15 protein-coding genes are annotated in these 20,370 nt (G+C 34.7%); 2 read left to right on the top strand and 13 right to left on the bottom strand.

Annotated features, from left to right (window positions below; all coding sequences use genetic code 11):
* Positions 1–28 precede the first annotated feature (28 nt).
* Entirely contained in the window at positions 29–2,413 is a 2,385-nt protein-coding gene (locus GXM16_RS12790) for a TonB-dependent receptor (RefSeq protein ID WP_163394823.1), read from the bottom strand.
* A gap of 245 nt (positions 2,414–2,658) precedes the next feature.
* Here GXM16_RS12790 and GXM16_RS12785 point away from each other — a divergent pair, with 245 nt between their 5' ends.
* Positions 2,659–3,861, top strand: a complete 1,203-nt coding sequence (locus GXM16_RS12785) for a porin family protein (RefSeq protein WP_163394822.1) — start codon at positions 2,659–2,661, stop codon at positions 3,859–3,861.
* Between the two features lie 71 nt (positions 3,862–3,932).
* Here GXM16_RS12785 and GXM16_RS12780 read toward each other — a convergent pair whose 3' ends face one another.
* The gene (locus GXM16_RS12780) at positions 3,933–4,514 is read right to left on the bottom strand and encodes a hypothetical protein (protein ID WP_163394821.1); all 582 of its coding nucleotides are present in this window, start codon (positions 4,512–4,514) and stop codon (positions 3,933–3,935) included.
* 139 nt (positions 4,515–4,653) lie between these two features.
* On the opposite strand from GXM16_RS12780, the gene GXM16_RS12775 reads away from it, so the two are divergent.
* A complete protein-coding gene (locus GXM16_RS12775) occupies positions 4,654–5,544 on the top strand; it encodes a winged helix-turn-helix domain-containing protein (RefSeq protein ID WP_163394820.1) in 891 nt (296 codons plus the stop codon).
* A gap of 156 nt (positions 5,545–5,700) precedes the next feature.
* Here the strand turns inward: GXM16_RS12775 and GXM16_RS12770 are convergent, their stop codons facing one another.
* From GXM16_RS12770 to GXM16_RS12720, 11 genes are all read right to left on the bottom strand, one after another.
* Entirely contained in the window at positions 5,701–6,543 is an 843-nt protein-coding gene (locus GXM16_RS12770) for a hypothetical protein (RefSeq protein ID WP_163394819.1), read from the bottom strand.
* A 201-nt stretch (positions 6,544–6,744) separates the two neighbouring features.
* Positions 6,745–7,665, bottom strand: a complete 921-nt coding sequence (locus GXM16_RS12765) for a hypothetical protein (RefSeq protein WP_163394818.1) — start codon at positions 7,663–7,665, stop codon at positions 6,745–6,747.
* Between the two features lie 324 nt (positions 7,666–7,989).
* On the bottom strand, positions 7,990–8,418 hold the full coding sequence (locus tag GXM16_RS12760; protein WP_163394817.1) for a hypothetical protein: 429 nt from the start codon (positions 8,416–8,418) through the stop codon (positions 7,990–7,992).
* A gap of 457 nt (positions 8,419–8,875) precedes the next feature.
* Positions 8,876–9,259: a lipocalin family protein gene (locus tag GXM16_RS12755; RefSeq protein ID WP_163394816.1), complete on the bottom strand. Its 384-nt coding sequence runs from the start codon at positions 9,257–9,259 to the stop codon at positions 8,876–8,878.
* Between the two features lie 161 nt (positions 9,260–9,420).
* Positions 9,421–9,921 (bottom strand): DUF2004 domain-containing protein, encoded by a 501-nt coding sequence (locus GXM16_RS12750; RefSeq protein ID WP_163394815.1) that lies wholly within the window; start codon positions 9,919–9,921, stop codon positions 9,421–9,423.
* Between the two features lie 192 nt (positions 9,922–10,113).
* Positions 10,114–10,770, bottom strand: coding sequence for an energy transducer TonB (locus tag GXM16_RS12745; RefSeq protein WP_163394814.1), 657 nt, complete (start codon positions 10,768–10,770; stop codon positions 10,114–10,116).
* 187 nt (positions 10,771–10,957) lie between these two features.
* A complete protein-coding gene (locus tag GXM16_RS12740; RefSeq protein WP_163394813.1) occupies positions 10,958–11,503 on the bottom strand; it encodes an Imm42 family immunity protein in 546 nt (181 codons plus the stop codon).
* Between the two features lie 372 nt (positions 11,504–11,875).
* Positions 11,876–13,807, bottom strand: a complete 1,932-nt coding sequence (locus GXM16_RS12735; protein WP_163394812.1) for a glycoside hydrolase family 43 protein — start codon at positions 13,805–13,807, stop codon at positions 11,876–11,878.
* A gap of 39 nt (positions 13,808–13,846) precedes the next feature.
* Positions 13,847–16,423, bottom strand: coding sequence for an alpha-L-arabinofuranosidase C-terminal domain-containing protein (locus tag GXM16_RS12730; RefSeq protein WP_163394811.1), 2,577 nt, complete (start codon positions 16,421–16,423; stop codon positions 13,847–13,849).
* Positions 16,423–17,793, bottom strand: coding sequence for a glycoside hydrolase family 27 protein (locus tag GXM16_RS12725; protein WP_163394810.1), 1,371 nt, complete (start codon positions 17,791–17,793; stop codon positions 16,423–16,425). The genes GXM16_RS12730 and GXM16_RS12725 overlap by 1 nt, the downstream gene beginning before the upstream one ends.
* 132 nt (positions 17,794–17,925) lie before the next feature.
* Positions 17,926–20,346, bottom strand: a complete 2,421-nt coding sequence (locus GXM16_RS12720; RefSeq protein WP_163394809.1) for a glycoside hydrolase family 2 TIM barrel-domain containing protein — start codon at positions 20,344–20,346, stop codon at positions 17,926–17,928.
* Positions 20,347–20,370: the final 24 nt, after the last annotated feature.

Raw genomic sequence — 20,370 nt, 5'->3', positions numbered from 1 at the left:
TTATTATAAATTCTGCTCGAATTTAAGATTAAAATTTAAAAGTAATACCTGCCAATACATTTACAGGCTTTTGTGGCATTCCTGTTGCATTCCAATATTGTTCATCTAACAGGTTATTCCCTTTTAAAGAAATTCTGTATTTTGGCTGATCATAGAATAATGCAGCGTTTAACAGCGTATAAGAAGGCAGGACAAACGTATTTGTCTGTTCAAACCATGAATCACCTACATAATTTCCTCCAACACCAAAACCAAGACCTTTGCTTTTTCCTCCTGTAAGCGTGTAACTCGCCCAGATATTGGCTACGTTTTTAGGGCTGGCTGCAAGAGATTTTCCTTCTAAAGCAATTGAAGCGTTTGTATATCTGTTTTCGTTATAAGCATATCCGGCAACAATATTTAATCCGGGAACAGGATTCGCTATAAGTTCAATATCCACACCTTTACTGTTTTGGGTTCCATCCTGAACTGTAAAACCTGCGGCATTTTTATATGTTGAATTTGTTACCTTAATATCATAATAGCTCAAAGTTGCATTTAATTTATTTTTTATGACATCCAGCTTAACTCCACCTTCCCATTGGGTACCGTATTGAGGATCCATTTTTGAAAAGACTTTATCACTTACTTCCTGTGGGGCTAAATTGACAAACCCGTTCATATAATTGGCAAATATGGAAACCTTATCTATAACTGGCTGGTATACCAATCCAAATTTAGGAGCTAATGAAGTCTGATTATATGCTTCATTTTCTCCATAAATTCCTGTCGCCGGGTAATATGTTCCTTTCGTAGAGAATCTGTCAACACGCAAGCTTAGCATCGCCATTAAAGAAGGAGTAAAATTAATTACATCCGAAATATACAAACTGTAAGTTTCTGTTTCAGTAGTAGTAGCAGCAAAACCTTTTTGGTATGAAAGATCTTTAATTTTTTCCTTGTTAAAATCATTTAACGGCTGATTTATGTCAATTTTATCGTAAATCAAATTAACTACACGATTCAGTTCGTTGTAATTTTTATTATAATCCACTCCAATCAGCATTCTGTTTCTAATTGATCCTATTTTAAAATCCCCGGTAAAATTCTGCTGTATCTCGGTATTTCCAAATGTTTCAGGTGTCTGGTTTCGAATAACCCTGTTTGCTGTTTCATCTGTTAACAGATTTAAAGTCAGCCAAAGCAAATGTTTGTAATAACCAACTGAGCTCAAAAACTTCGTTTCAGATTTCCACTGATCTGATATTTTATAATCGATTTGTACTCCTATGTTATTAACTCCAATTTCAGCATCCACATCGTTATTTGCGTAAGAACGCTCATAATCTAATTTCAGGTCTTTGAAATTCCTTGCTGTAATTGCTGAAAAGGAAGAAGCAGGAATCGCTATAGTTGTCATCGTATAATTACTTCTGGTAATATCTATGTCAACCGAAAATTTTAAGCGATCTGTTACCTGATATGAAAAGGAAGGTGCAAAAACATAGTTTTTAGCAAAACCCTGGTCCTGAAAAGAACCTTCTGACTGTCCTGCAACATTTAATCGCAATAAAGCTGTTTTTTCTTTATTTAATGGTGTATTCACATCTGCAGCAATTCTGGAAAAATTAAAACTTCCTCCTACATACCCTATTTCACCACCAAAATTTTGATACGGTTTCTTGGTTACATAATTGTAAACCCCTCCAAAAGAAGTATTTCTGTTACCTCCAAACAAAGTCCCAGACGGTCCTTTAATAAACTCTATACGTTCTAAAATGGCAGTATTCATAGGATATACAGCACTTGTATTCAAACCATTGAGCATTCCGCTTGTATTAGAAAAACCTCTCATAGTTAAACCCTGAGATCCACCTGCAGAATAGTTTGGCACTCCTCCCGGAACATTTCTGTATACATCAGTACGTTCTAAAACTACCTGTTCCATCATCAAATCTTTACCTACAACATTATAAACCTGAGGATTTTCGAGATTTTTAATCGGTAAACGGGCAACAGATTGTGTTTCTTTTTTAGCAAATTTATTTTTACTGTTAATGATATTTACCTCCTCCAGCTGATTCACATCTTCTGTCAGTACAATATCTGAAATTGTTGTAGTTTCTCCTGATTTTACTTCAACAGTCATTTCTGTAGCAATATATCCTAATCCCTGAATTACGATCACAATATTCCCAACTGGGACATTTTTTAAAATAAATTTACCATTCTCATCTGTATAGTTGCTTTTATTTCCTTTTTTAAGAGCAACTAAAGTATATTCGATTGGTTTTCCTGTTGTATCTTTTACAATTCCAGTGATGGTTCCTTTAGCTGTTTGTGAATAGCTAATAGATGTTGACAAAGTAGCAAATAACAAAAAATAACTTAAAAAGTTGAATTTCATTAACTTGCAAACAAAAACATAATTCATATCTGATTTTTTTAATTTACAGGCGCGAAATTATGTAATAATGCCAATGCTACCAAATTATTTTTAAGCATTCTAAATAAAAAGTAAATAAAAAATGTAATTAAACTTAATGTAGAAGTTGCGCTTTACAAGCGTAATTCATGGCAAACTTTTCTATATTTGGCTATGATAAACATTTAAGGCTTCGCATTATTACTTATATTATTTACTCTTATATAAAACTATTAACTAACGTTTAAACCCCAATGAAGAAACTATTACTTTTTTTTGCAGTAATTTTAACTATTAATTGTTATTCCCAAATCTCCTTTGAAAAAGGCTATTATATTGATAATTCAGGACAAAAAACTGAATGTTACATTAAAAACAATGATTGGAGCAGTAATCCAACTGATTTAAAATATAAATTATCAGATAATAAAGAAATAAAAACAATTGGCATCCAATCTGTAAAAGAATTCGGAATATATAATACCATAAAATACATCAGGGCAATAGTTCAGATTGATATCTCAAGTGAAAATCTTAATGAATTAAGTTCAGATAAAAACCCCGAGTTTAATATGGTGCAGATTTTTTTAAAAGTTTTGGTAGAAGGAAAAGCTAATTTGTATGAGGGCGGAAACTTCAAAAAGTTTTTTTACAATGTTAATAATACCAATATTGAACAGCTCATATTCAAAAGCTACAAAAATACTGATAATCAATTTCGAATTCAATTATGGCAAAATTTAAAATGTCAAGACATTACTATGGATGCTCTTTCAAAATTAAATTATCAAAAAAACAGTTTAATTAAATTATTCGGTGAATACAATAAATGTAGTAATGCTGATTTTATCGATTATGTAACAAAACAACGATCAAAAAGAAACGTATTCAATTTAAACTTAAGACCACGGATAAATAATTCTTCTTTAACTATAGAAAGTCAGACAGCAAATTATGAAAACACTGATTTTGGAAAAAAAATGAGTTTTGGTTTGGGGATTGAAACAGAATTTATTTTACCCTTCAATAAAAACAAATGGGCTGTTATAATCGAACCTACTTATCAAAATTTTAATGTTAAAATGACAAATGAATATGATGTTAGAATTGGCGGAGAATTAATTGCAGAAGCTAAATATTCATCAATCGAAATCCCTATGGGAATCAGGCATTATTTTTTTCTTAATAAGAATTCAAAAATTTTTATTAATGCCTCTTATATATATGAATTGACTCTAAAATCAAGAGTCGAATTTTCAATGAAGGATCGCCCAGGTGTGTTTACCAGAGATTTTGATACTGATGGTAATTTCAGTTTTGGAATTGGCTACAAATTATTTGACAAATATAGTATAGAAGCGAGGTATAACTCAAGCAGAAATGTTTTAAAAGAGTATCCTTTTTGGAATTCAGATTATAAAACAACTTCTATAATCTTGGGCTATACCTTATTTTAAAGTAGTTAGAGTCAACTAAAAAGGCGAATCTAAAAATGCTTCGCCTTTTAATGCATCTCGCAATTTTTTACTTAGCAGCCTCCTTTGCGAGGTGTACGTTTATAAATTGTTTTATTATTTCGTTCTACGTAGTCGCCCGATACAATTGGATATGAATACTTGGGCGCGTGCGATACACTATGGCTTTTTATAATTATTTTGTCGTTGACTTTCAGGCTATATAATTTCTCAAATTCATTATTTTCACCAGACTTTTTCGGTCCAAAAGCAAGAATATAATCTTCATTATTAATTCTGACCATCACTCCAAAACCTAATCGTGAATCTGGCGGAAGGGAAAGAGAAGTAATAACCGCCTCAATATCAGAATACTCCTTAATAGACTTTCTTATTTTAGCTTCAGCTGCATACACTTTTTTACCTGCAGGAGACGCTTCCCATTTTTTAAACATTATACCATCAGGGGTAGCCTCCCATTTTTTCAATCCAGCTTTCTTTTCAGCAGTAGAGAGGGGCTTTGGGATTGAATTTTTAGAAGTTTGATTTTTAATTTCATGATTGGCACCAGGGCTTTTGGCGAACAAATCCAAGCTAAATACCAATCCGCTTACCACAACCAGAGGTAAGATCAGTACATAAATTATTTTTTTCATAATTTTGAAAGTTTAATTAATAACATAGTTTTATCTCACTTTTTAAAGTTTGTGAAGCAAAATTAATTTGATATTTTTCAACTGAAGGGATTTGGATTGTAAATAAAAATGTAAACTTTGTAAATAAAAACCTGACAATATGCATATTAGTCAAAACCTTCTCTTTGGAAAACACAAATATATGTTTGGATTACTATTACTCTTTTTTGTATGTGTAATCTGTGTGGCCTTCAATATGGAGGACAAGAGGGATTTTGTTATCTCCAGAAGGGAGGTTTTGCTCCGAAGGATCGGACATGAACTACTTCTAAAGTCGGGTGACAGTACATCCAGAGTACTTCCTTTAAAAAAGATTGCTGAAAATGAGTATCAGATCAGGTTTGAGAATGAGCTAACTTTTCAACCGGACTTCCTTGTAAATACTACCCGACGTTTACTGGCGAAAGACCCGCTTGTAGATGATTATGTTGTTAATGTCCTGAACTGTGATAACTCTAGTGTAGCGTATGGATACGCTATATCCAAAAATAAAAAAGATGATATCGTAACGTGTATTGGCAGAAAGCAGCCCAGAGCATGTTATATGATCAACATTAAATTTAAAACGACAGGTATAAAAACAATTAAAAACAAATATCTTTTGGGGAGTCTTCCTTTTTTAGCGCTTGTGGGCTTTATTTTTTTTAGAACATTTAAACCCGGAAAATCAGTGCCCGGTAATCAAAATAATGATATGCTGACTTTGGGTTCGATAATATTTGATGCCAAAAACAAGAAGCTCATTATAGATGATAACATAATAGACTTAACCGTTACAGAAACCCGTGTATTGCTCATTTTTGCATTATCTCCCAACGAGACCATAGAGAGAAGCCGGCTGCAAAAAGAGATCTGGGAAGATGAGGGCATTATTGTCGGGCGTAGTCTGGATATGTTCATATCAAAACTTAGAAAAAAACTGGAAATTGATCCGAAGGTTAAAATTGTTAATATTCGAAGCAAAGGATATAAGCTTGAAATTATTTCTTAAGAAATCTTTCGCTCCAAAAAATTCTATTAGAATGCAATTTAGCATTTGAAAATTACATAATTAACTATATAATGTTTTAATCCCTCGCAAAATATAGTTAGTTTCAGAGTGGCTTGTCCGTACCCCCCGATTTTTAATCTGCTGCATGCTTTTTTCTTATTCTTGTGAATTTAAAGCATTACAGTAGTTTCTGGAGTTGTAGTTGGGAATCGGAAAATTTGCTTTTTGAATTTTTGAGTCTTTTATTAAAAATGTTCGCGTGAATTCTTTCGTCATTGCTTTATTTTTCGATTTCAAAAAACCATATAATTTTCCGTAAAGCTTTTTCATTTCACGGTCGTTACATTCTATTTCTAAAATCTCATCCGGTTTTAGTTTTCCTCTTATACAAAAGTTAACTTTCACACTATATTTATTTCTGCCTTTTCTTTTTATTTCTCCAACGGCTAATGTATTATCAGTTTGAAATAATTCATCACTTTGCTTCTCAATTAATTCTCCATTTTTATTAAATGTATATTTATAAAATTCAAAAGTCTCTAGTGTTATTTCCTTTTTGTCATTGAATTCAAAATTACTTGAACACCATGTCATGTGACTTACAGAATAAGTTACAGCACACAGGTTCTGAATTAACTCACCCAGTTTAAGGCTTTTTATTAGGTTGTCTTTTTCATAAAAGGTCATAATTTCTATTCCTTTAAAGGCAAAACCGCCCGAATAATCATCAATAAAAACAACATTTTGCCCATCATCAGAAATCACAGCGGTTTTCATTTCTATAAACAAACTGTCATTTTTTATTGTATAAAGTTTTTGTTTAGTTTGTAAATCATATAACCCCCAATAATATCTGTCAGGATATGAATACGACGATACATAATAAGTTTTTGTTTTAGAATCATAAATTGAATCAGTGTAGACTTTTTTATCTGAAAATATAGTATCACAAGGTTTTAACTCAAATCTTAAATTTGGACTTTTAAAAGAATATGTCATTCTGGGTTGGTCAGCAAATATTTTTTGCAAACAAAATAATGTAATTATTAAAAAGAATGTTCTCATCTGTAATTTTTTAAAATTCTAGTAATTTACAGCCATTACAGCAGGTTTGGGATAAATTAAATTAAACTAATAATTCGGATTACCACTGGAATGATAGTGAACCTGCTCTAAATGGCTATGAAATTTCTTCTAATATTACAACCCTAAATTAGGCAGTACAAAAGATTTAGTATTAGGATGTAATCTTATCCATAACCCCGGATTTGTATTTAATTGCAATAACGCTTCATTTTTATCTGAACTCAGGGCTGTATTAAGCACCTTAGAATACGTTTGAATTTTAGCAGGAGCAGAACCAGCATCTACTACAGACTGGACGATCTTTCTGGCTTGTAATATCGCAGCCGGTCCTAAAGTGAGAATATACTCTGCAGATCGGCATTCCTTTTCATCACTTTCATTTACAAGGCTTCCTCCCGCTTTAAACTTGCTAATGTGATGCTCCAAAATACTACTGGATATTGGGATTATCCCTGCAATATGATGAGGCTTCGCTCCTGAGAAAGGTTTAATATAAGCAAGGTGTGATGCCTGATTTTCTTCCGGTCCATGACCTATAAAAAATATATCCAAACCACCTAACTCTTCCAATTTAGTCAAATACCCTATAAGTGCTGATTCTAAATCTTTTGTATCTGTTTGCATTGGTGTAAAGCTCTTTATTTTTTTAAAAAAAGCATCACCTAAAATACGCTCAAAATCCCTGACAAAACTAAAACCATTATTCATACTTAAAGGAGCAAGTGCATCCTGAGTAAACACATTCAGTCTGGCGAGCAGGTCATCCTGTTCTGTAGATTTAGCTAAATCACCAAGCAAACGATGTAACTCCTGAGCTCCTCTCCCACCCAAAAGTGCAATATTAATATCTCCCTCTTTTGATGCTGCTGTGCTGTAAAGCTCATTTAACATTGCCTTGCCAACCTCAGCTTCACTGTCAAGTACAGTAGGTATTATGCCGTAATCTGTAAAATTAAATTCATGTTGGCTTTCCTTAGACAACCATACATTGTTGTTGTCTTCATCTTTTGTGAATTTTGAGTTACCACTATTCATTGTATATTGTTTATTGTAAGTACTAATTTTTCTGTTGTGAAACGAGTATTTCTGTTGAACGAAAATAGTAATTAATGTCTGTTTCAGAATAAAAATTTTGTTAAAGAGGAAAAACAGTTCAAAATATAATAAACTCTGGTTGATGGATATTCCTTTTCAAACTAGTCTCTGTTCTTTATATTTTGTTTATACTCAACTGGTAGAAACTGTAGATCATAAGCCAAATATGAAAGCTCATCTGCATGAAGCCCAAAATGGCCATACAGGAACAAGAGCTATACTTTGCTCAATATGTATTGTTTTTAGATTACGGCCGTGTCCCAGTTATAATTGTTTGTCAAGATTTAAATCAATAAAGTCTGTCCATTCTTCATTTTCTGTTTGAATAGACCATTTGCCATTGATTTTTGTGTTTTCTTCATTGATTGTTCCATTAAATTTCAAACCATTTCCTTCAATTCTGAACTCATTGTTGATTATAGAACTTCGCATTATGCCGTCTTCGCCTTTGGTATTGAAGTATTGCATTATTGCTTTGTTAAATGAATTGTCTAACTTAATGATTTCAAAAGTTCCGCTCCTTTCGTCTCCCATTTTTACATCTGCCTTGTGTAAAATGTAATTTCCGTCAAGTATCAGCTCATAAGTGTCAATACCGATTAATTTCAGGTTTTCTTGCCCTGATTTTATATCACCTGTGGTTTTCCAAACACCAACAAGTCTTTTAAAACTGCTATCTTCTATCTTATTCATTTCAGTTGTTTTGCTGTGTAGGTTTACAACGTTCTTGCGCTACAGGCAGGCTGGGACTAAATTAAGCCCTATTTTCGGATTTGCCAAAACTTCCCAAAAATACAAAACCATCTTTAAATTCAGCCAAATGTCCAGCTTGCTTGTAGCGTGTGTTACTGGCTGGTTTTATTTTGTCGAAATTATAATTAAACTTCAAACTTTTCACGCTTCAGTTTACAAAATCCAACTTTCACGTTTTCGCTTTGTAAACTTCCTGTGGAAAGAAATGATTATTTTGTGATTGATTTTATCTTCGTAATTTTGGCATAACTAGCCAATAACTAGCCAGTAACTTTCTGACACTTTGTGATGGTGCGAATATAGTAACCGCGTATTTTCTGTTTAATGAAAACCTGTGCGATACGCTAATTCCACTAAAATCCCACTATATGAAAAACGCCTGTCAGCAGTAGTATTTCTATTTTATTTTTTTGTAAAAGATTGTTGTTACAATTTTGTCATTAGTTTGTTCAACGATCAATTCTTTATCATTTAGTTTAATGATTTTTCCAAACAAATTCTTTTCTTGCTCATTATCGTAATGATATATCATGTTTTCTACTAATTCCCATTTTCCAGTTTGTTCTTTATATAATGGATGTTGAGGATTGAAATGGACAATACTATTGTTTTTTTTATAAGTAAACGTCTCCCCGCTGAAAGCAGAAGCACTAATTTCAGAACCAGTATTGTTTTTAACTTTAATTATTTTCCACTTTCCAGATAGATTCGTTTCAGAAAACTGTTGAATTGTAAATGATAATAAAATTAATACTAAAAAATATAAAGTGATTTTTTTCATCTTGTTTGGTAATATTACTGCTAAAGTTCCCTTGCTACAAGAGATTTGGGGTTAAATTAAGCCTTATTTTCGGATTTGCCTAAACATCCCAAATACAAGACTATTTTTAAATTAAGCCTAATGCCCAAGTCTCTTGTAGCAAGTGTTGGCGGTAGGTTTTTTCAGCTTTCCATTGTCATATAGTCTAATTGTCCGTTATCATCAGTCTTTATTACAACTAAATAGTCAGTCAATTCACGTCCAATTGTATAATCAAATATTGCAAAATTATCTTCATCGTGAGGATAAATCCCAACTCTTACTAATTTCAATTTTGTCAAAAGTTGCAGTTCAGGTTCTGTTGATATGTCGTCAAAGTTTATAAGTACTGAAATTTCGTCTTTACTAATTTCTTCAAGATGATGTTCTAAGTAAAATTTTACCGTGTCACCATCTTCGTCACTGTAGTCATTATGAATATATGTCTTGTTTAGTCTGTCAAATTTATAAATATTTTCTATAAAGTTTTTTACTTTATCCATTGTTGAAGTGTCAATGGTTATGTCTTCAAAATTTAGGTCTATCTGGATTTCGCTTCCGTTGAATTCAATGTCAACATCATAATAGTCTTCCAAATTTTCTGTTGGTAATTTTCCGAAATGTGGTAATGTATATTCTGCCATTTTTTAATATTTATTTCTTTTTTATTCTCCTGTCTGCACTAAACTTACCGCCAACGTTTGGTCGCTTGGCGATGTGGCGAATTAAGGAAGCCTTATTATTTCGGTTAATGACTAATTTTCCAAGTACAAAACCATCTCCAAATTAAACCTAATCCCGCCATATTGCCAAACGACGGTTGGTGGCTGTTTTTTTTAGTTTATATTTATTGGAACTACATATGGATATTTTACGAATCTACCACGTTGATATGCGGGTTGACATCTTGGCATTATGCTTATTATTCTTATCGCTTCTTCATTTAATTTTTCATTTGTAGAACTTTCTATTTCGATTTCCGTTGCAAACCCTTTTGAATCAATTTTGAATTTAACTTTTACTTTTCCTTTATTTCCATTGCTGTTAAAATTATTTCCAATAAATTCATAAAGCTTGTTTGCTCCACCATAAAACATTGGCATAACTTGACCAGCTTCTAAAAAATAATATTTTTTTATTTCTGAATCAATTTCATTTCCATTTTTATCAATTAGAGTTGTACTGTTATCTTCATTTCTATGGAAGTTACAAATTATTGTTTTTAAATCTTTGTATATTTCTAGTTTGTCCAGATTATTATATGAAGCAATTAATTTTGAATCTTTATAAAAATTTGTGTTTGAAATATATTCTCCATTTTTAAATTCACAAGCTATTAAAATTTTTTTTTCTTCATCAAACAATTTCCAGATTCCAGTTTGATTATTGTTTTCATCAAGTGCGTTTATTTTTTCTCCATTATATTCAATTATATTTTGTGAGAATGAATTTAATGCACAAATTAGGAAAGCAATTAAAAATATTTTTCTCATATTCAACTTTTTATGATTTTTAGGTTCTTTCTCGGCAAAATAGCCACCAACGTCCCCTTGCTACAAAAGGTTTGGGGTTAAATTAAGTCTTATTTTCGGATTTGCCTAAACATCCCAAATACAAGACCATTTTTAAATTAAGGCAAATGCCCAAATCTCTTGTAGCAAGTGTTAGTGGCTGTTTTTTTTAAGTATTGTTTTCTATTTCAATTAAACATTTTTCTAAAGTTTCTAAAACGAGCTTTTTTTCTAAACTTACAGAGTATAATTTACCTATTTTGTCAATTGAACAAGGTTCTCTCCATCCTTCCCAAATAAACTTTATTTCGTCTTTATTTTTAGTCATAGTTATCAAATAGGCATCAGTTGTTTCGTCTATTGAGAATCCACAATTGGACCAAATTTTATTGTCTAAAACGGGTAAATATTTAAATTCAGTTTTATGCTCTTCTTTTGCTTCATTAGCTTTCCATATAAGCTCAAATATTTCTCTGTCAGTTCTGTTATTAAACTCATCGTCAAATAATGATTCAGTATCGTTTTCTAATTTTACTTTTATATTTTTAATAGAACTTTTCCATACACTTAAATAGCAAGGTTCATTTACGTTACCAATTATTTCTCCGCCTAACACTAAATGACAAAATGCGTAATTTTTTTCATTTGCAATTGGTTGGTATCTAATTGCAAAAACATTTTTGTTTCCTATATATTTTTCAATCTTATTTTTCATTTTTACTTCTGTTGGGGTAAAATAGCCACTAACTCTTTTATATACGCATAAATTCAGCTAATTTTATTCCTAGTTGGTATGTTATGCGCATGTTTTGGTTCGTACTATTTTTTCAAATATAATTTATTTATAACGAAAATTCATCACATAAAATTCTAAAATATTTTTTTTTCCAATACCATTTTTATAAAACCTAAAAGCCCTAGCCCTGACAGAAGCGGCATCCTTTTGTGGCGTCCCGATAGCTATCGGGAACACAGAAGATACAGCGAATGGCAGGAACGAGCTCCTAATTAAACTCAAAATTCTATGAAACAAAAAAAGCTGCTCCGGGGCAAAATAGAGCAGCTTTTTACAACTAAATAATTTACATTACTTAATTGCTTGTATTCCTGTATGTGTTGGGATTGCCTCTTTAATGGTTCCGTCCGGATTGAATTCTAATTTGTCGATGCAGACTTCACGATGAAAACCTCCTGCCCTGCCCATCTTGATTCCGGTTGGGTATGAAAAGCGGTGATAGGTGATGTACCATTCATCTTTGTCTGGAATCTGTAAAACCGAATTATGACCCGTTGCATAGATTCCCTGATCAGGTATTCCCTGGATTACGATGTTGTTTTCCGGAATTTCAATTGGCCCCAGGGGCGATTTTGAAGTTCCGTAGCGCACTTTGTAATTTGGGCTTCGGGTGTCGTCTTCGCTCCACATGAAATAGTAGGTTCCTTTTCTGTAAATCACGTAGGTTCCTTCGCGGAAAGTCTTGTCAACCTTAATTAATTTGATGTCGCTTTTAAAGGAAATCATATCATCATTCAGTTCGGCTACAGCCATATAGCCGTTGCCCCAGTACAGATAACTTTTACCGGTTTTAGGATCAGTAAAAACGTCCGGATCGATTTCCTGACCGCCTTTTGCGCCTTCGGGCTTAGTTGCAACCAAAGCTTTTCCGCTGTCTTTGAATGGGCCTGTCGGACTGTCTGAAACGGCAACACCAATTTTTTGTGCAGCTGTGAAATAATAGAAATATTTGTATTTCCCTTTTACCTTTTTTTCCACAATACAAGGCGCCCAGGCGTTTCTATTAGCCCAGCTCACGTCTTTTGGAAGATCTAAAATTACGCCTTCGTCTTTCCAGTCAATTAAGTTTTCTGAAGAGAAGGTTTTAAAATAATTTCCGGACCAGTCGTTAAAACCATCGCTGGTTGGATAGATGTAATATTTTTTGGTTTTGTTTGAATATAAAATATCCGGATCGGCATAATAACCTTCTAAAACAGGATTGTTGTTTATTTTTGGAAATTTGGCAGGCATTCCCCATTTTGCAACCAGTCTTTTTAATTCTGATCGTGTGATAGGCAAAATAGTTCCGTGACGCGGTTTGAAATCCATTGCAATTTCATCGTCAATGGCTTTGAAATTTTCTAAATCGGTACTTCTTGTAAACTGATATTTCCCTTTTTTGTACACATCATACATCAAAATATAATCATCTGAGTTGTTCAGTTTGAAAATACTCGATCCTTCAACAGATTCCTTAGTTTGCTGCAGGTAATTATCGTTTTCTGTCCATTTTCCAGAAGTCAGATCGGTTGTTGTAGCCACTTTAATTCCCGGACTTTCGGTTTCGGTTTTATAAAAAAGATGGTAAACACCGTCTTTTTCAATGATATCTCCGTCTATACAGGCTTTCCCGGATTTTGGTACAAACAATAATTTTGGTGCGCCTTCCAGAGCTGTGAACTCTTTATTGGCATACGCATAGTAAATTTTGTCAGCTTCACTACCATGCTGCATGCTGAAATAAATCAGATATTTTCCGGCTTTTGCATCGTAAATAGTCTGTGGTGCCCAAACACGTTTCAGGTTTTCATTTCCGGGAAATGCGGTCTGAATATTTACAATACTGCTTTTCCAGTTTACAAGATCGGTGCTTTTTAGCAAAACCATGGCACGGTTGCTGTCCCATCCTTTTGAAGAGGTCATATCGGTCAAAACCATGTAGAATGTTTTGCCATCATCGCCTCTCAAAATATGCGGGTCACGAACTCCTCCCGTTGAACTGATTACTTTGCTGTCGATAACGGCTTTATCGTTGTAAAGGGCATGATAGTGATACCCATCGGTACTTACGGCGTAGTGAACGGCTTCTTCTTCTACCCTATTTCCTGTGAAATACACAAATAAATAAGCTGTCAAATCTTTGCCGGGAATAACCGGTGGCGCTCCTGCCGGAGTATTCTGAGCCTGCAGCAGATTTAAAATCGCTAAAAATAATACAAGGCTAAACTTTATTTTTTTCATTATTCTGTTGAGTTTAATTGCACTGTTTTAAATCAAAATTTAAAACGTTTCATTTAAAAGTTCTTTTTCAGTTGCTTTGACACGGATTACGGCAAATGAATACGGAGGCAGTTCTTTTGAAAATGCTTCTTTAGCATTCATTTTTTGAACCACCGGCCTGGCAGTCGTATTTTCGGGAGTTCCGGACAATATTGTATAACTGGCGTTTTCTGCTGTACCTAAACCGGTAACTGCTATTGAAGGCGTTACGGCAACCGGAAGCGCATTTACCAGTTTTATAATCAAATCGCCTGTTGCTTTATCATGAACTGCTGATACTGCAATACGCTTATTTACTTCATTATTTGCATCAGATAATTTTACCGTGTTTTGAAGGTAGAAGTCACCCGGATTTTGTCCGTACAACTGCTGTACAAAATAATTTACTGTTGGTTTTATTTCGTGTCCGTTAAAATAAATCAGATCGGGATTCCACTGCGTATGTTTTTCTCTTGCCAGCAAAGGCGCATACGAAGCCATTGTAACAATATCTCCATTTCGCTCTATTCCGGTAAGGTATAAAGCTTCAGCCATGGCGTTATAAAATTTATTGCCACGGGAAGCATATTCTCCCAGGTATACTTTGGATTTCGTGCGGTCGTAACTGTCGTAAAAATCCTGATTATTGATGAACCAGCCCGGACTTTGGTAATAATGTTCGTCTACAATTGGCAGTTTCAGGTCATCTGCAATGGCCCAGCCTTCGTTATAATCTGTTCCTTCATTGAATGGTCCTACGGTACCAATTACAATGATTTCAGGGTATTTTTGCTGTACGGCTTTTACAATCATTCGGTAACGTTCTTCAAAAACATCGCTGATTAAATCTTCGTTCCCAATTCCGACATATTTTAAATTGAAAGGTTTTGGATGACCAGCTTCAGCACGTTTTTTACCCCAAGTTGTTTTTACGCTTCCATTCGCATATTCTATCAGATCCAAAACATCCTGAACGTATTCGTCCATATCTTCAATTGGGATTCCGAATTGCTGCCCTGCACCTCCATCAGATGAATTCTGGCACGGAACTCCCGCTGCCAAAACCGGAACCGGCTCTGCTCCTAAATCTTCGCAAAACTGAAAATATTCGAAATAACCCAATCCCATTGACTGGTGGTAATTCCAGATATTTCTTGACGGAATACGGCTTTCCAATGTTCCAATCGTATTCTTCCATTTGTAAATATTATGGATTCCATCACCGTGCGCTACACAGCCACCAGGGAAACGCACAAACTTTGGGTGCATATTTGCAATGGCTTCAGCTAAATCTGAACGAAGGCCATTTTTACGGTTTTTAAATGTTTTCTGAGGGAAAAGCGACACTATATCAACCGCCGTTTCACCAGTTGTACTGATTTCTAAATGTGCATCCGTTACCGTTTTTGATGATTTTAGAACAGCATTCATTTTTTTCCAGGAAGCATTCGGACTTATGGTGGCTTCCGCCAAAGTTTCTCCGCCGGAACTTTTTAGCTTTACCGTAAATTTGGTTCCTTTTGCGAAAACGCTAAAATCATACTTTTCATTAGCTTTCAAAGCAATTCCGTCAAATCCTGTGTTGCTGATTGTGCCTTTTGTAACTACTGCATAATTTGGATTGTTTTGATGAATTGGATTTTCTTTCGAAATTTTGAAATTACCACTCCATGCCATGGTTGCATTCCATTTTTCGTCCCTGCCTTTTTTATCACTCACGGCATATTCAAAGTCACGGTTTTGGATCAATTCTCCATACAAACCGCCATCGGCTGCATAATTGATATCTTCGAAGAAAACACCAGTAAGCATGTTACTGATTTTTTTTGACTGCTGTCCATTGATCGTAATTTGGGCTTTTACAGGTTTTAAACCAGCAAATAACAAACTGTCGGATTTTGGGGAAGTATTATTCTGTTTATCCTTAAATTTTACAGCTTCCATCGTTTTGGTGAGCATTTCGACCAGACTCCAGTTTACTTCGGTGATTGTCCCTTTTTGAATATCGCCTTGTACTGTGATTTCAGTTAATTTAGGCGCTCCATCTGTATCCGTTTTTGTTTCTGTATAATTTTTGAAATCCTGAGTGGTATTGCAATACTTAACATTATTTGAAATCCAATGAATACTATATTTACCGTCTTTTTTAACTACTGTTATATTTTGAATAACCGGTGTTTCATCGCCGTTTTTAGTTATATCTTTCATGACCGGAACATAACGCTGGCTTTTCCAGTTAACCAGATCTTTACTGGATGCGTGAGCGATAACATCGTCTTTTACGCTCCATAAACAATGAAAAATTCCGTTGTCATCTTTTATCAAAAAAGCTTCAGACATGCTTTTGCCTGTTGGTCCCCAGCTTCCGTAATCTGATTTTAAAAAACTGTGTTCAGGGCCAATCCCAAACCAGTTTTTCTGATCTGTGCTCCACGCAAAATGAAGCCCGTTTTTACCGTTGTTTTTTAAGGTCGAATAAGCAAAAAGAAATACTTTCTCCGGCTTTTCTACTTTATATTTAAAACCAAAACCTGAAAATAAAAAGGCACTTGTAAAAAGTATTGTTAGAACTAAAAAATGATGCTTTAACTTCTTCATTATTTTTTGCTTTGCAATTTATAAAGAACAGAACTGTGAGGCTTTAAAGTTGCTGAAACTTCTTTGGAATGAATGTTTAATTTTTCACCTGTCCATATGTTTTTACAATCCACATGACCAGCAATACCAAGATCTGAAAGACTTACAGAAATCTTTTCTTCAGCAGAATCTGAAATATTAAATAAGGCTAAATACACACTTCCGTCTTTAGGATTTTCTGAAGTCACGGCAATTTTTCCGTCTTTATGGAAAAGCTGTTTTACATTTGTGCTTTCATTGTGCATTTTTACGACTTCCTTATTTGTCAATAATGATAAAGTAAATGCGTCATTACTTGGCAAATCCCCACCAAAGAACAAAGGAGATTTAAAGATATTAAAGAATGTAATCAAAGTATACTGTTCGTCTTTTGTCAAACGGGTCATTCTGTCTTCTCCTCTTTCCCCTCTAACTGAAATACGTCCCAAAGGAATCATATCGCAATCCGGCCATGTTCCGGGTGCAATATGAGGATACCATTGTTGCGCAACATCCATTAAATGGGTAATGTGCGGCCATGTATCCCAAACGTCATCGACCATACGCCACATATTAGCATGCTCTTTTACGTGTGCAGCTGCCGAAATTGGTGTTTCTCCAGGTGAAGTACTCAATACGATTTTACGTCCGCATTTGTCGATTGCATTTCTGATTAAGTTAATTTCACCTTCATGATACGGTCGCGACAAATCATCAATTTTAATGAAATCTACGCCCCATTGTGCGTATAATTCGAAAATAGAATCATAATATTCCTGTGCTCCCGGTTTATCCGCCAATATGGTATAATTGTCTTTTAGCCATTCACATTGCAAAGCAGTGGTATAAATCTGGTCAGCGGTAACGCCGTTTGCACCTTTGACTGGCATTTTTTCTTCAACGGCTTTTTTAGGGATTCCACGCATGATGTGGATACCGAATTTTAATCCTTTTTTGTGGATATAATCTGCTAATGGTTTGAAACCCTGTCCGTCTTTTGCAGAAGGAAAACGGTTAACTGCCGGCTGGTATCGTCCGTATTGGTCAATTACGTAACGTGGGTCTTTTTGGTTGTATCCGCCTGCTTTATCATTTTCTACAAACCACCTGATATCGACCACTACAAACTCCCATCCAAATTTCTTCAGGTTTTTTGCCATATAATCTGCATTGGCTTTTACTTCGTGCTCTTCGACGGTTGGTCCGTAACAATCCCAGCTGTTCCATCCCATTGGAGGAGTTTGCGCCCATTGTTTAAATTCGCCATCCTTAAAAACTGCTTTTTGAGCATTTGAAAAAAATGGCGTTAAAAAAATTCCTATACCGAATATAATTATGCTTTTTATTTTCATATTATTAAAAAAAATAAGTGTTGATAGTACACTTCAAATATAATAAACTTTTCTTCATTACAACAATTAACCTGCTTACTTAACAAAAAAAGCAAGCAGGTTAATTAAAAAGTTTAGAAAAAACTTACGAATCTATTTCACATTCACAGTAACTTCGACTGGTTTCAGCCACTGGCTCGTAAAAGTAACTTTGATTGGTTGTGCTTCTCCTGTTGCTTCAATGTATGCAGCAATGTGTCCGTGATAAACTCGCTGAACATTATCTGTATAATCTGTCATATCGCTATTGTTTCCTGCTTCAAGACCTAATAAAACTCCTGGACCAGTAATGGTACAAGTCACTTCATTATCTGAAAGCATCACCGGAAGACCATTTTGATCTTTAACCTGAACCATTATTTTTGCAACACCTCTGTCTTTACTGATTGTGATGTCTTTTTCAGCAATGGTTAACTCTACAGGCTGCTGGGTAGAATTGATTGCGTAACGGCTTACTTCTTTATCGTTTTTATCCAATCCAACCGCTTCTAATTTTCCTGAGGCAAAAGGAATATCCCAATAGATAATTCCGTTTTTTTCGTCATACGTTTTGGTTTCTCCTACTACTTTTCCATTTAATTCCAAACGTGCTTTTGCAGCATTGGTATAGCAAACTACACGGATTTTCTGAGCTGCTTCATAATTCCAGATAGCCCACGCATCTTTCGAAATGTCTTTTTCGTTTTTCAATGGATATGTTCCTAAATACGTCATCGGTTTATCTGACCATAATGACTGACGGAAATAGCCTCTTGGCTTGATAACTCCTGCAAAATCAACTAATCCGGAGTAGAATCCTCTTGAAGGCCAACTTCCTGATTCACCCAGATAATCGATTCCTGTCCATAAAAACTGTCCGAAAATATACTTGTTGTTTTTTACCGCTAACCAAGGTTCCATATCGTGTACATTCTCACTTCCGAAAATGACTCTGTTTGGGTATTTTTCATGATCCGACTGGTATTTACTTTCGGTGTAATTGTATCCTGTAATATCTAAAGCGCCCGGATATTCTGTTTCGTTAGACATCGCAACACCCGCCAAACCTGCCGTTGTTGGGCGTGATTTGTCGTATTTTTTAACCGCTGCAACCAGATGTTTTGCAATTGCTCCAAGGCGCATAGCGTCCGGTGCATCTTTTTTGTAACCTCCGTAAGCTGCTTGTCCGAAACCGTCTTTCCCTTTATCCAAAACCGGATGCGAATACGGATCATTTGGATAATCTACTTCATTCCCAATACTCCATGCAAATACAGAAAGATGATTGCGATCTCTTCGGACAAAATCTTCTAAATCTTTTTCAGCCCATTCCGCAAAAACATCAGCATGACCCTGAAATTCAGGAGTACCAACATTCCATCCTGTCATCCATTTGCGTTTTGGGAATTCCCATTCGTCATATGCTTCGTTCAATACCAATAATCCTAATTCATCGCAAAGCTCATAAAAATCAGGTGCCTGCGGATTATGACTCGTACGAATGGCGTTTACACCAATTTCCTTCAGGGTCTGTAATCTGGTTTTCCAGACTTCACGAGGCACTGCTGAACCCAGAACTCCGGCATCGTGATGCAGACAAACCCCTTTCATTTTCATCCATTTATCATTCAGTGCAAAACCATTATTAGGATCGAAAGTAAATTTTCTGAAACCAGTTTTGGTTACCGTTTCATCAATTTGTTTTCCATCTTTTAAAACAGTGGTTTTAAGCTGATATAAATTCGGATTCTCTAAATCCCACAATTGTGGATTTTTGATGTTTAATTTCGTCGAAATCTTTCCGTTCTGGTTGGCCGCAACGTCTACTTTAGAAGAAGATTTAGCCACTGATTTTCCGTCTTTTGAAATCAATTCATTCACAACTGTAAGACTTGATTTTGCCTTAGAACCGTTTTCAACTTCAACCTCAACATTCAAAGTTCCTGCTCCTTTTTTTACTTCAGGATATGCATACACACCCCATTGTGCAATATGAACCGGGTTTGCATATACAACCCACACATCTCTGTAAATTCCGGAACCGGTATACCATCTCGAATCGGCGCTCTGGCTGTGGTCTACGCGAACTGAAATGATATTTTCTCCACCAAATTTTACAAATTGTGTAGCATCAAATGCAAAAGAAATATAACCGTTTGGACGTTTTCCTAATGAATGTCCGTTAAGGAATACTTCGCTTCGGTTGTAAACGCCTTCAAAGTACAAATACACTTTTTCGCCCGATTTACTCTGCGGAATATTAATTGATTTTCTGTACCATGCAATTCCTCCCGGCAGATAACCGGTACAGCTTGCCAGAGTTGGACTCAACTGGCCTTTTACACTCCAGTCATGAGGCACATTTATTTTTTGCCATTTACTGTCGTCAAAAGCTGTATTTTTTGCTTCCGGAATTTCCTGAAGATTGAATTTCCAGTTGTCATTAATTTTTTTAGAATCTCCAAACGAAATCTGACTGCTCGCTGACAGACACGAAAAGAGTAATGCGGGTAATAGGATCTTTTTTGTAAACATGTTTTTAGTTGATTTTTGTTCAGG

This window comes from Flavobacterium limi (genome assembly GCF_010645075.1).
Taxonomy (GTDB): domain Bacteria; phylum Bacteroidota; class Bacteroidia; order Flavobacteriales; family Flavobacteriaceae; genus Flavobacterium; species Flavobacterium limi.
Note: the sequence above shows the minus strand (reverse complement) of the source record. Positions and strands in the feature narration are given on the sequence as shown.